Here is a 12692-nt window from a genome sequence, read left to right on the forward strand (position 1 = left end):
TATCAGCAATACTAATCAATTGATTCGGAAGACCTGCGATGCGACGCCATAATCTGAATGATCTCCTGGCCTTTATCACCGTCGCCCGAGAAGGCAGTTTTACCCGTGCGGCGGCCCAGTTGGGGGTGACCCAGTCGGCGCTTAGCCAAACCGTATCCGGGCTTGAAAAGCGTTTGAAGATCAGGTTGCTGACGCGTACAACACGCAGCGTTTCGCCGACAAGCGCGGGTGAGCGCCTGATGCAGACCGTTGGTCATCGTCTGGATGAGATAGAGTTCGAACTGGATGCTCTAACCGAACTCTCGGAGAAGCCAGCCGGCACGGTGCGTATTACCTGCGGCGATTTCGTGCTGAGGACCTTGCTGCTTCCCAGGCTTGCGCCGGTGCTCCTGGAATACCCGGACATCAAGGTAGAGTTCGATATCAATTATGGTTTCCGGGACATCGTCGCCGACCGCTTTGATGCAGGCATACGCTTTGGGGCCACCGTCGATAAAGACATGATTGCCGTACCGATCGGTTCCACGGTCCGTATGGCGGCGGTGGCGGCGAAAGCGTATCTGGCCCGTCACGCCGCGCCTAAAAAACCCCAAGACCTGCTGCAACACGCGTGCATCGATATCCGCTTTCCGACCTTGGGAGGGACGGATGCCTGGGAGTTCGAAAAACGCGGTCGCAAGGTTAACGTACGCGTGGCAGGTCAAGTGGTCTTCAACACCAGCGCCCATGTACCGGCGGCGGCGCTCAGCGGATTGGGCATCGCTTACTTGCCGGAGGAGGAATTTGCCCCGCATATCGAGAGCGGTGATCTGGTGCGTGTGCTGGAAGACTGGTGCCCGACCTTCTCGGGCTACCATCTCTACTACCCAAGCCGCCGCCTGCCAACCCCGGCGTTTTCGCTGGTGCTCAATGCATTGCGCAGTGAGGTTTTTTGCTGAGGTCCAATCCTGCAGATTAGCCGGGAAGGCATGACGCTCACCACCCGGCTGTTCAGCGTCAGATAAACAGATCAACCCCCAGTTGGAAAGCCACCCACAACGCCAGGCCTGTGGCAAACAGCAGCGCGATGTTCTCGAAGAGGTTGTTGCGGTACTTCTTGTCCAGCAGCTTTTTTTGGTTGGACATGATCAGCAAGCCCAGGGAAATCACCGGCAGACCGATAATATTCAGCGCGCTGACGCCAATGGTCAGGGTCACGAAGTCCGGCATGCCGGGCAATGACCAGATCAACGGTGTGACCAGAATAAACAGCATGAACCATTTGTGCATCGGGTCATGGTGGAACTCTTTGCCGTACTTATCGCGACGCTTGGGGCGCACGTGTTGGAACGCATCGGTAATCAGCATCGGGAACGCAGTGGTTTTGCCGGAAATACTCGCGAACAGCGTGGCGAACACCCCGATGAAGAACACGTACCATCCGATCGAGCCAAAGTATATTTCCAGCGCCTTGCCCAGGTCGCTCAGGGTTTTCACTTCGATACCGTTGGGCCGCAGGATTTCCGCGCCGACGATCCAGATCGCCAAGTTGATGACGATCCCGACAAACACCGCAAACAGCAGGTCATTACGTTGAATACGCTTGTGTTGCGGCCCTACCCAGCCCTTTTGGCGCATCACATACGGATGCACGAAATTGGCAATCGAACCGGCCACGGCACCAATCACCGAGACCGCGACCAGCAAGGCACCGTGCACGCCTTCATCGGGCGGAATGCTGAAACCAATGGTGCCTTTGACGATGCCGACCACATCCGGCCCGGACATCACCGCCAACGCAATAAACGCCAGCGTCATGATCGCCAGCAGCACCTTCATCACGCCTTCGATCATCGAGTAAATATTGCGACCGACCAGCATCCACACCGCCAGTACCACCGCGAAGGAACATAACAAGGGTTGGTCGATTCTCAGCAACATCGCCAACGACTCACCCGCGCCCTTGATCATATAGGCGTTCATCAAGTGCCCCATCAACAAGGCATAGACGAGCATGAACCAGGCGAAAAACGGGTTCAGTTGCGCATAGCCCTGCAGGATGGTCATGCCTTGGTTATTGCACAGCTGGAAGCGCGCAATGATGTTGACGATCAGGTATCTCAACAGCAGAGACACGGCCAGCACCCACATCATGGCGTAACCATAATTGGCACCGGCCACGGATGAAGTGATCAGATCGCCCGCACCCAACCAGGACAGGACGGCAATGATGCCAGGGCCCAATAGTTTGAGTGTGCGGGCAAATCGGTTTTGCGTGGGCGCCGCAGCCTGGCCTTCGGCCGAAGGGATGCTGGTCATAGCGGGTATCTCCGATTATTTTTTTTGTAAGAACCGGCGTAGTCGAACACAGTAGGTACGACGTCGTACAACCATTATTTCAACTAGTTGTGTGGAAATGTTTCAGCCTTGCCCCCGCTGTTTCGTCAGGCGGCGCGCGTAGCCGGTTGCCGCTCATTGAGGGGGGATCGAATCTGTTAGAGGGCGCGTTGATTGACACGCTTGATGAGTTCTTCCGCTGACTCCTTGCGCTCGGAATAGCGATCCACCAGATAGTCCTGCCGATCACGCAGCAGCAACGTGAACTTGACCAACTCCTCCATCACATCCACGACACGGTCGTAGAACGGGGAAGGTTTCATTCGGCCGTTGTCGTCGAACTCCATGTAGGCCTTCGGCACGGACGATTGGTTGGGGATGGTGAACATGCGCATCCAGCGTCCCAGCACCCGCAGTTGATTGACCACGTTGAAAGACTGCGAACCTCCGCACACCTGCATGACGGCAAGGGTTTTACCCTGGGTCGGACGTACAGCGCCCATCGCCAGTGGCACCCAGTCGATCTGTGCCTTGAAGACCGCACTCATGGCGCCGTGACGCTCCGGGGAGCACCAGACCTGCCCTTCCGACCATTGCATCAATTCACGCAGAGCCTGGACCCGTGGGTGATCGACAGGCGCGTCATCTGGCAGCGGCAAGCCTGACGGATTGAAAATCCGGGCCTCGGCGCCAAAGTGCTCCAGCAGTCGCGCAGCCTCCTCGACCATCAAGCGACTGAAGGAGCGCTCACGGGTCGATCCGTACAACAGCAAAATGCGTGGTTTATGCAGGGAGGTCTTTTCGACACCCAGTTTATCTGCCGATGGAAGATCGACCAGATCGATATCGAGTTGGGGGATTGAGTCATCAAACATAGTCTTTGTCCTGCGCAACGGCGCTCTTGGAGTCATCGAACCAGCGGCGCTTCAACCAAAGGGCGACACCGACCAGGGAAATCAGCACCGGCACTTCCACCAACGGGCCAATCACCGTGGCAAACGCGACCGGCGACGCCAGGCCGAAGGTGGCAATGGCCACGGCAATCGCCAGTTCGAAGTTGTTGCTGGCGGCGGTAAAAGCCAATGCGGTGGTGCGTGGATAATCGGCGTTGAGCAATTTGCCCATCCAGAAACTGATGAAGAACATCACCACGAAGTAGATCGTCAGAGGGATCGCGATACGCAACACATCGAATGGCAATTGCAGTACCACGTCACCCTTGAGACTGAACATCGCCACGATGGTCAGCAGCAGTGCAACCAACGTCAGGGGGCTGATTTTTGGAATGAATCGCTCCTGAAACCAGGTTTCGCCTTTGCGTGCGATAAGGATCTTGCGTGTCAGGAAGCCCGCCAGGAACGGCACGCCCAGGTAGATCAGGACCGACTCGGCAATGCTGATAAAGCTGGTTTCAAGCACACTGCCTTCCACCCCGAACAGCGGCGGCAACAGTCCAAGAAAGACCCAGGCGTACACGCTGAAAAACAGGATCTGGAAGATGCTGTTGAAGGCCACCAGACCGGCGACGTACTGATTATTTCCCCCCGCGATCTGATTCCAGACCAGCACCATCGCGATGCACCGCGCCAGCCCGATCAGAATCAGGCCGGTCATGTATTCCGGCTGGTCACGAAGAAAGATGATCGCCAGTGCGAACATCAATACCGGTCCAATGATCCAGTTCTGGACCAGGGACAACACCAGGATTCGTTTGTCCTTGAAGACCTCAGGCAGTTCTTCATAGCGCACCTTGGCCAGCGGCGGATACATCATCACGATCAGGCCGATAGCGATGGGAATGTTGGTTGTGCCCACGGAAAGACTGTTGAGCCACTGCGGCCAACCTTCAAACAGGCTGCCCAGACCGATGCCCAGGGCCATGGCAAGAAAAATCCACAGCGTCAGGTAGCGGTCCAGGAAAGACAGGCGGCTTTTACCCATGATCATTGCTCCTGTGCTTACAACGTGCCTATCAAGGTCAGCTCTGCCTTGAGCCGTTCGGCACTCAACTGGGAAAGCGGCAATGCCAGGAAAGCGTTAATACGGGTTTTGATCTGTTCCACGGTGGCTTCAAAAGCGGCCTCGATCTCCTCTTGTGTGCCGTGGTACTCGGAAGGGTCCGCCAATCCCCAGTGCCCTTTCACCGAGAGGCCAAAAAATACCGGGCACGCTTCGCCAGCCGCTTTATCACACACCGTAATGACAAAATCAGGCGCCAGATTTTCGTGTGCATCATTGGATTTGCTGAACAGACCCTCGGTGGAAATGCCGGCGTTATTCAGGGTCTTGAGGCTGAGCGGATGCACCTGCCCCTTCGGCTGACTGCCGGCACTGAAAGCTGTCATGCCTTGTGGTGCCAGATGATTGAACACCGCCTCGCAGAGAATGCTGCGGCAGCTGTTGGCAGTGCAGAGAAACAGGATTTTCATCGGGAGGTCTCGTAGTCGAAGGCGGAATCAGGCGAGGGTGCTTTCACAGCACGTGGTTGCTCGTTCGGGGCGGCCAGCCATTTCATCAAGGCGCTTGGCATCGGGGCTCAACCAATGTTTGTTGGTATCAAGCACCACGCTCAGTACCTGATACACCCAGTCGGGGAGATTCGGGTGCAACCGGTAATAGACCCATTGACCTTGCCGACGATCTGACAGCAAACCGCACGTTCGCAACTGCGCCAGGTGCCTGGAGACCTTCGGCTGACTTTCATTCAACGCGCAGGTCAACTCGCAGACGCATAACTCTCCCTCTCGGGCAATGAGCAGCATCATGCGCACCCGATTGTCATCAGCCAGGCATTTGAAAACGGTGGTCGGGGTCAGGTGGTCAGCCATTGCTGTTCTCAGTGTCTGGTTTCACCCAGACAAACATCTCGGTGCGATCATGGATTTCGTGAAACGTGTGACGGAATGCATCGGAAACGCTTCAGCTCATACAGGTCAAAATTAATATATGCTTTTCCGTATATCATGGCAACGCATCACATCATTTTTATTTGGAAAAAATTAATCAACAAACGCAAACAGTCAGTATAAGCCACTTAAAAACGGCTGTTCGTCACCTGGAAACAACAGTAATAACGGGCTATCAATACATATGGACAATGTAATAAATCCGTCACCCACCTCAACAGTCAGGATCTTGGTTGCAGGCAGCCAGGACCAAGCCTGCAACTCCCCCCGCCGATAAGCGTTCTACCGAATGACCTAATCATGCTGTATCTGCGCGTGGCGTATTAATCGTTATTGGCTGGCAGCCGATGGGCCTGCACCTGCCCCCGTTCCGAGCCGGAATCTGCACTATTTTCTGATTACGCCCTCAGAATGTACATTCACGTCACTCTTATTGACACATGTGTACATTCGACATATTTTCATATCAACACACGCCTGATGTTCTGTTCCCGGAGCAACTACATGTCCAGCGATCCCTTGCTGCAGCCCTATAAGATCAAGAACCTGGTCCTCAGAAACCGAATCATGACCACCTCCCATGAGCCCGCCTATCCTGTCGATGGCATGCCGAAGGAGCTGTACCGGGCTTATCACGTGGAACGCGCAAAGGCCGGGGTTGCGCTGACCATGACTGCAGGCTCCGCCGCTGTTTCCCGCGACAGCCCTCCGGTGTTCAACAATGTGCTGGCGTACAAGGACGAGGTGGTCAAATGGATGAAGGACTTGACCGACGAATGCCACGAACACGGCGCGGCGGTGATGATTCAATTGACTCACCTGGGCAGGCGCACGCGCTGGGACAAGGCTGACTGGCTCCCGGTCGTATCACCTTCGCACCGCCGCGAAGCTTCTCACCGGGCCTTTCCAAAAAAGCTGGAAGACTGGGACATCGAACGAATCATCAAAGACTACGTAGACGCCGCCGAGCGCATGAAGGCGGCGGGCCTCGACGGTTTGGAGTTGCAGGCATACGGTCATCTGATGGACCAATTCTGGTCGCCCCTGACCAACGATCTCGACGGCCCTTACGGGGGCTCGCTGGAAAATCGGTTGCGTTTCACCTTTGATGTGTTGCGCGGCATCCGCCAGCGCTGCGGCGAGGATTTCCCGCTGGGGATTCGCTATACCGGTGATGAAGACCTGCCGGGCGGTTTCGGTGCCAAGGACGGCATACAGATTTCCCATAGGCTCAAGGACAGTGGCCTGGTCGACTTCCTCAATGTCGTTCGCGGACATATTGATACCGATGCCGGCCTCACCGATGTGATTCCGATCCAGGGCATGCGTAACTCGCCGCACCTGGATTTTGCCGGCGAGATCCGCACGGCCACCGGCTTCCCGACTTTCCACGCCGCCAAGATTCCGGACGTGGCCACCGCACGCCATGCCATCGCCTCCGGCAAGGTGGACATGGTCGGCATGACCCGGGCGCATATGACCGACCCGCACATCGTGCGCAAGATCATCGAAAAGCGCGAAGAAGAAATCCGCCCCTGCGTCGGCGCTAACTACTGCCTGGACCGTATCTACCAGGGTGGCGCGGCGTATTGCATCCACAACGCCGCGACCGGGCGCGAAACCAGCATGCCCCACGAGATTCCCAAGGCGCCCACCAAGCGCAAGGTGGTGGTGATCGGTACCGGCCCGGCGGGTCTCGAGGCAGCCCGGGTTGCCGGTGAGCGCGGCCACAACGTCACGGTGTTCGAAGTCGCCGACCAACCCGGCGGGCAAATCCGTCTGACCGCTCTGAGCGAGCGTCGTCGCGAGATGATCAGCATCATCGATTGGCGTATGGCGCAATGCGAACGCCTGGGGGTGAGGTTCCACTTCAACACCTGGGCCGACGCCGAGACAGTCCTGGCTGCAGAGCCGGATGTAGTGATCGTCGCGACCGGTGGCCTGCCGCACACCGAGGTTCTCAAACAGGGTAATGAACTGGTGGTGTCGACCTGGGATATCATTTCTGGCGACGTCAAGCCCGGCAACAACGTGCTGATTTTCGACGACGCTGGCGACCACGCGGCACTCCAGGCTGCCGAGGTCATTGCCAACAGCGGCGCGACGCTGGAAATCGTTACACCTGACCGCTCGTTTTCGCCAGAAGTGATGGCGATGAACCTGGTGCCGTACATGCGCAGCCTGCAAGACTTGAACGTTACCTTTACGGTCACCTATCGGGTTGACTCGGTAGAAAAACGTGAGGGTCGGTTGGTGGCACATTTCGCTAGCGACTATGGGCCGGTGCACAAGCAGAGAGTGGTCGATCAGGTGGTGGTCAACCACGGCACCCTGCCCCTGGACGACCTGTACTTCGATCTGCGCGCCCATGCGAGCAACAACGGCGCGGTTGAACAGCACGATCTGCTCGCCGGAAAGCCGCAACATATCGTGACCAATCCGCAAGGCCGTTTCCAGCTGTTCCGGATTGGCGATGCGGTGTCGGCGCGCAATACCCATGCCGCCATCTACGATGCACTACGACTGCTCAAAGACATCTGAAATCATGCTTTTATCAAGCCTTAAACTGCCTCACTGAGCCTCTGTGAACGTCTCATCGAAGGTGTCCAGCAACGGCACAAACACCCCCGGCTCTTTTTCGGCGTAACCGAACTTCCCGTAGAATCGATCCAACTCGCGCTGCTTGGGTACTTTCCCGGTAAAAATACTCACGTAATGCGGAATGCGCTGAAAACGCACCGTGATCAGCTCACCGGTGTTCATCGTGATGTAGCCGATCTGGGTCAGGTAAATCGTTCGAGCCCGGGTATCGGCGCCTTGGCTGTCATAACCAAAACGCCTGAACATGCTCGCCAAGGCGCTCATGCGCTGTTCGTCCACGACCGAGACTTCACGGGCGACCTCATCCGACTGCAACGCCCAGCTGCGCACGGCGAACTCGAACGGTGAATCGAACAATTCAGGGTTCAGCCAGCACTCGAAAACATTCAGGATCGCCTCGGAGATGCTTTCCGCATAGCTTTCGGTTTGCCGGATCAGCCCCCCCTGTATTGGTCTCTCGCCAACGCGCCAGCAACGCGGCCAACAACTGTTCGCGATCCTCGAAAAACCAGTAGAAGCTGGTGCGCGACAGGCCGAGGCGCTTGGCCAGCGGCATAACCCGGACCGCATCGATACCTGACTCTTTGAGGGCATCATAAGCGGCCTCCAGCCAACCCTCGGCGGATCCCCGCCAGCCGGCCTCCTGGGCCTTACCTCGTGCCTTCCCTAACTGGCGCATCGCGCTTACCTTGTTCAAAAATGCGTAGCGCGAATGTAGCCCGGCGACCGCAAAATGTACATCCAAGTACAGTTTGCTGACTTCTTGCCTCAGCGTTTGCCCAACACCTTGCTGAACGTCTGCTCAGGTGGCTGCAACCAGCGCGCCTGAACCAGCAACGGCGTCACCGCTGCGCCCGGTTCAACCTGCCCGTCCACCTGCAAGCGCTGACGCTGCAGGTCGGCTTCGATCTGGAACTGGTGCTCTGCCGGTAATTGCAGGTTCGCCGACAACCGCAGCCCTTCCAGACACTTCAGCTCAAGTCGGGTGTTTCCGAGGTTGAGCGTCCACGGGCTCAGTAGCGCCAGATCGCGGCCCGACAGCTCGCCCTCTGCGCTGCGACAGGTGCGCCCGGCACCGCTGACCTGCAAGTGTCCCGCCCAACTGCCATCCAGCACGAACATCGACGGGGGCATCGCGTTGACCGCCTGGGGTGCCAGCGTCGCTTGCCAGTTCCAGGGCCAGCCGTGAATCGACAAGGCCCAGATTCGCTGCTGAAAGCCCAGGTTCAATTGCGCCTCTCGCGCCCAGGGCCGGACCGTCCACTGCACCGGTCCAAAGGCACCGAGCCGAGTGGCACGGCCATTCCACAGGCTGCCGGAGATTCCGCCAGGCTGCCAGCCGGAGGGCCAAGCCAACTGCCGGGCGACAAAAGCCGCCGGCACGTTCAGTAGCAAGGTCAGAACAAACACCAAAGCCGCCCATGCGATGGCACGATTCATGGCCCAGCCGCCCCCTCCGCCACTTCCAGGCTGAACGCATAGCCCTGGCCGCCCTGCGACAGGCTCCACTGCAGCGGTCGTCCGCCTTGTTCCTGCACGGTGCGTAGCAATTGCTGCAAGGCCTCGGGCCCAGGCAGTTCACCTTGCAGTTGCCATCGGCCGTCCTGCTGTTCGACATGGGTCAATACCCACTGTCGCGACGCAGCCAGCGCCTGCCATTGCTCGTTGGAAAACACGGCGGGTGGCGCCAGTGCCTGGGCCTGTTGCGCCAACACCTGCCATTCCCGCGCGTCCTGCCAGGCCGCCAGCAGCGGCCGTGTGATGAGTACCAGCAGCAACAGCAGCACCATTGACCAGCCTGCCAGCACACAATAGCGACGCATTGGCGGCAGTTGCCTGAAACTGGCCAGGTACTCAAGCAACCGGGTGCTCATGGCTGTTCTCCCAAATCGAAACTCAACTGCAAATCAGCAGCCCCGCCCTGCGGCTCGCCACTCAACTGGGCACCGGCGGCCTGGGCCATTGCCTGCCACTCGGCCACCGCAGGTCGAGGCCCGCTACCACTCAGGCCGAGACGCCATAAGCGCCCGTCAAAATGATTGCTCGAGACTGACCAGCCGGGCTGTTGCTGCAGCCACGCCGAGAACGCCTGCTCCATGGCGACCACTTGCTGCTGACGCACCCGCCAGTCGTTCTCCCGGCTCTTCAGACGCGCAAGCGCCACGCGGGCCTGAGACAGGTTATCGGACGCACCGGCCACGGCCTCGACCTGGGTTTTCCAGGCATCGAGCTGGCGCATCGTCTGGAGCAAATAGACTGCGCTCCAACAGACCGCCAGTAATGCACAGCCGAGCAGCAAGCGTCGCTGCACGCGACTCACCTTCGGGACACGTCGCTCGCGTGTACGCACCGGGCGCGCATCTTCCAGTACGCTGGGCAGTTGTTCCAGACGGGCCAGGCGCGATGGCCAGTGCCCTTCCATCTGCTCGACAGGCAACTCACGCCAGGCCTGGGGCAAGCGCTCACCGAGCACCTGCGGCCACACCAGCCATTGTCGGGGATGCGCCTTCAGGCACAGCAACCGCTCGCGTTGCCAGCGTATGGCATGCCCGGGCTCGGGTTGCGCCAACAACTGCAGTTCCGCCCAGCCATGGCTGACCTGCAGCCCAAGCGCTGCACATTCGGCCAGCCAATCCTGCACTTGCTGGCGCTGCATCACCAACAGCTCAAGGTGTCCGGCCTCGCGGGACAGGCAACTGACCAGTAAGGCTTCGGCGGGTTGTTGTGCGTACTCTTCGAACAGTTGCGGCCACTCATGGCGCTTGAGCCCCGGAGGCGCCGGCAGACAGAAATGACTGCAATCGAGCGCCGGAATGATCAAGGCCGCAGGCAACTCCAAATACGCGGGTGGCGGCGGCCAGGTGCCGTTGGATTGGGCGCCCTGCGCGGCATAGTGCAACCATTGCCAAGCGCCTTCGGACGTAGCCGGCGGACGTACCAGCAACCACTCACGCGGTGTCGCCCGCAAACGCTCAAACATGCGCGCGCTCCGACTCATGGCTGAGTATCGGGCAAGGCGAAGGTACAGACATAAGGTGCTCCATGGTGCTCGAACTCGATCCGCACGCCGCGATTAGGCTGGGCGGCAACAGTGGAAGGAAAGGCCAGCCAGCGCGTGCCCTGATAAAAACTGAAAACGGCGCGGTCGATAGGCGCCAGCGACTCTCTGAGTTCCCAGCGCGGTTTCCCCGCGGCATACAGGTCCACTGAAGTAAACAGGCTCAAACGCCTTTGCCGGGCATCAAACAGCAGGCGCTGGCGTTGCACCCGCGAGTGGGCCTGCGCGGGCGGCCAGGCCGTCAACGCAACCCATTGCAATTGCCCGGACGCGGGTTGCCAATCCAGCCAGGCGAGTTTTTCCGGCAAGCGCTGCTCATATAACTGGCGCAACACCAGCGTGTCGAAACGGCGCTCCAGGGCCAGGCAAAACTCCAGCACCTGCGGCTCGCTACCGGGTTCGTCAAGACGCTCGCGAACCTTGACCCAGCCATTGACCAACGCCGCCAGCAACACCCCGATCACCGCCGTCAGCGCCATCGCCACCAGCAGTTCGATCAGGGTCAAACCACGCTGCGCGGTCTTCACGGGCGCACCAGGAACAGACTGAACTGACCCAGCGGGTGGCGTTGCTCGGGATCGGCGAATAACGACAACTCGCCACGCCGCAAGCGGCTGACCCCGGTGTTACCCAGTTGCAAATGCCAGTGACAGGTGGTGTGCCCCTGCCGCAGTTCCCCCGCCACCGCATTGATCTGCGGCCAGTACCGCTCCACGCCAAACCGCGTCTCCAGTTCCCGCGCGCACAGATTGCCAATACGATGTTGCGCTACTGCCTGGTGGGTGGCGATGCGCTGCCGCAATAGCTGGCTGACCATCACCGCCATCAGTGCGGCGATTCCCAGGGCGACCATCACCTCCAGCAAGGTAAACCCGCGTTGGCGCTTCATGGCTGGGTCGCAATCCGCAGCGTGTTGTCCGCACGCCATTGCCAGCGCTGGCGGCCTTCGGCCCAGTGCCAGGTCACCGAAACAGGACGGGCCAGCCCCGCAGGCGTAAACATCACCTGCGGCGCTGCGCTCACCGGCCAGTCAGGCTGCAGCCCTGCCGGCCAGGACACCGCGCGCGACGACTCGAGCCGCCACGACGGTTGCCCACGTTCAGATTGCCAGCGCACGAACTCCGGCTGTCGGCCGTTCCAGCGCATGCCCAGCACTTGCCCGCTATGCCGAGCCAGGGCGGCTTGCGTGCGCGCCTCGTTGGCCAACTGCGCCAAGGCTTGGTGCATCGGCGCCTGGCCCGCATCCAGCGAAGCCACCCCCAGCGCGCTGAACAAACCGACGATCAACAAGACCACCAGCATTTCCAGCAGCGAGAATCCATGGCAGCGCTGCATGCCTAGAGGTCCCAGTTACCGATGTCGGCGTCGGTGCCTTCGCCACCTTCCTGGCCATCAGCGCCCAACGAAAAGATATCCACCCGACCATGCTCACCCGGTGTGCGGTAGCGATAAGCATTGCCCCACGGATCTTCAGGCAGGCGGCGAATGTAGCCATCGGCGCGCCAACTGCGCGGCAGCGGTTCCACGCCCGGTTTCTTGACCAAAGCCTGCAAGCCCTGCTCGGAACTGGGAAAGCGCAAGTTATCGAGCCGGTACATGTCCAGCGCTTGTTCCAGGGTCGCCAGGTCAGCCAGGACTTTCTGGCGCATGGCTTTGTCCTGGCTGCCGAGTACGCTGGGCGCAACCACGGCAATCAACAGGCCGATGATAAAAATCACCACCATGATTTCCATCAGGGTGAAACCGCGCTCACGACGCTTGGACATACGATTGCCGGACATGGCTTGGGTCTCCATTTTCAGGTTCTCTAC

14 protein-coding genes and 1 pseudogene are annotated in these 12692 nt (G+C 59.2%); 2 read left to right on the plus strand and 13 right to left on the minus strand.

The window, feature by feature from the left end:
• Positions 1-38 precede the first annotated feature (38 nt).
• Positions 39-938, plus strand: coding sequence for a LysR family transcriptional regulator (locus BLU75_RS11680; RefSeq protein WP_084381695.1), 900 nt, complete (start codon positions 39-41; stop codon positions 936-938).
• A gap of 58 nt (positions 939-996) precedes the next feature.
• Here the strand turns inward: BLU75_RS11680 and BLU75_RS11685 are convergent, their stop codons facing one another.
• The 5 genes from BLU75_RS11685 to BLU75_RS11705 all read right to left on the minus strand — a co-directional run bounded on the left by BLU75_RS11685 (position 997) and on the right by BLU75_RS11705 (position 5144).
• Entirely contained in the window at positions 997-2298 is a 1302-nt protein-coding gene (locus BLU75_RS11685; protein ID WP_084381694.1) for an Nramp family divalent metal transporter, read from the minus strand.
• A gap of 176 nt (positions 2299-2474) precedes the next feature.
• Positions 2475-3191, minus strand: coding sequence for an arsenical resistance protein ArsH (gene arsH, locus BLU75_RS11690; RefSeq protein ID WP_084381693.1), 717 nt, complete (start codon positions 3189-3191; stop codon positions 2475-2477).
• Entirely contained in the window at positions 3184-4257 is a 1074-nt protein-coding gene (gene arsB, locus BLU75_RS11695; RefSeq protein ID WP_084381692.1) for an ACR3 family arsenite efflux transporter, read from the minus strand. The genes arsH and arsB overlap by 8 nt, the downstream gene beginning before the upstream one ends.
• A gap of 17 nt (positions 4258-4274) precedes the next feature.
• Positions 4275-4745: an arsenate reductase ArsC gene (locus BLU75_RS11700; protein WP_084381691.1), complete on the minus strand. Its 471-nt coding sequence runs from the start codon at positions 4743-4745 to the stop codon at positions 4275-4277.
• Positions 4746-4772: 27 nt separating this feature from the next.
• Positions 4773-5144, minus strand: a complete 372-nt coding sequence (locus BLU75_RS11705; protein WP_084381690.1) for a metalloregulator ArsR/SmtB family transcription factor — start codon at positions 5142-5144, stop codon at positions 4773-4775.
• Between the two features lie 582 nt (positions 5145-5726).
• Between BLU75_RS11705 and BLU75_RS11710 the strand changes: the two genes are divergently transcribed.
• Positions 5727-7763, plus strand: a complete 2037-nt coding sequence (locus tag BLU75_RS11710; RefSeq protein ID WP_084381689.1) for an NADH:flavin oxidoreductase — start codon at positions 5727-5729, stop codon at positions 7761-7763.
• Positions 7764-7793: 30 nt separating this feature from the next.
• On the opposite strand, the pseudogene BLU75_RS11715 reads toward BLU75_RS11710, so the two are convergent.
• The 8 genes and pseudogenes from BLU75_RS11715 to gspG all read right to left on the minus strand — a co-directional run bounded on the left by BLU75_RS11715 (position 7794) and on the right by gspG (position 12662).
• Positions 7794-8502: pseudogene (locus tag BLU75_RS11715) on the minus strand (TetR/AcrR family transcriptional regulator).
• Between the two features lie 89 nt (positions 8503-8591).
• Entirely contained in the window at positions 8592-9263 is a 672-nt protein-coding gene (gspN, locus tag BLU75_RS11720; RefSeq protein ID WP_084381688.1) for a type II secretion system protein N, read from the minus strand.
• A complete protein-coding gene (gene gspM / locus BLU75_RS11725) occupies positions 9260-9697 on the minus strand; it encodes a type II secretion system protein GspM (protein WP_084381687.1) in 438 nt (145 codons plus the stop codon). The genes gspN and gspM overlap by 4 nt, the downstream gene beginning before the upstream one ends.
• Positions 9694-10803: a hypothetical protein gene (locus tag BLU75_RS11730; protein ID WP_084381686.1), complete on the minus strand. Its 1110-nt coding sequence runs from the start codon at positions 10801-10803 to the stop codon at positions 9694-9696. Before BLU75_RS11730 ends, gspM begins: the two co-directional genes overlap by 4 nt.
• 14 nt (positions 10804-10817) lie before the next feature.
• A complete protein-coding gene (locus tag BLU75_RS11735) occupies positions 10818-11408 on the minus strand; it encodes a PulJ/GspJ family protein (protein WP_084381685.1) in 591 nt (196 codons plus the stop codon).
• A complete protein-coding gene (locus BLU75_RS11740; protein WP_084381684.1) occupies positions 11405-11770 on the minus strand; it encodes a type II secretion system protein in 366 nt (121 codons plus the stop codon). The genes BLU75_RS11735 and BLU75_RS11740 overlap by 4 nt, the downstream gene beginning before the upstream one ends.
• Positions 11767-12216 carry a prepilin-type N-terminal cleavage/methylation domain-containing protein gene (locus BLU75_RS11745; RefSeq protein ID WP_084381683.1) on the minus strand — a complete coding sequence of 150 codons (450 nt, stop codon included), beginning with the start codon at positions 12214-12216 and terminating at the stop codon, positions 11767-11769. Before BLU75_RS11745 ends, BLU75_RS11740 begins: the two co-directional genes overlap by 4 nt.
• A 2-nt stretch (positions 12217-12218) precedes the next feature.
• Positions 12219-12662: a type II secretion system major pseudopilin GspG gene (gene gspG, locus BLU75_RS11750; RefSeq protein WP_084381682.1), complete on the minus strand. Its 444-nt coding sequence runs from the start codon at positions 12660-12662 to the stop codon at positions 12219-12221.
• Positions 12663-12692: the final 30 nt, after the last annotated feature.

Source organism: Pseudomonas mucidolens (genome assembly GCF_900106045.1).
GTDB classification, from domain to species: Bacteria; Pseudomonadota; Gammaproteobacteria; order Pseudomonadales; family Pseudomonadaceae; genus Aquipseudomonas; species Aquipseudomonas mucidolens.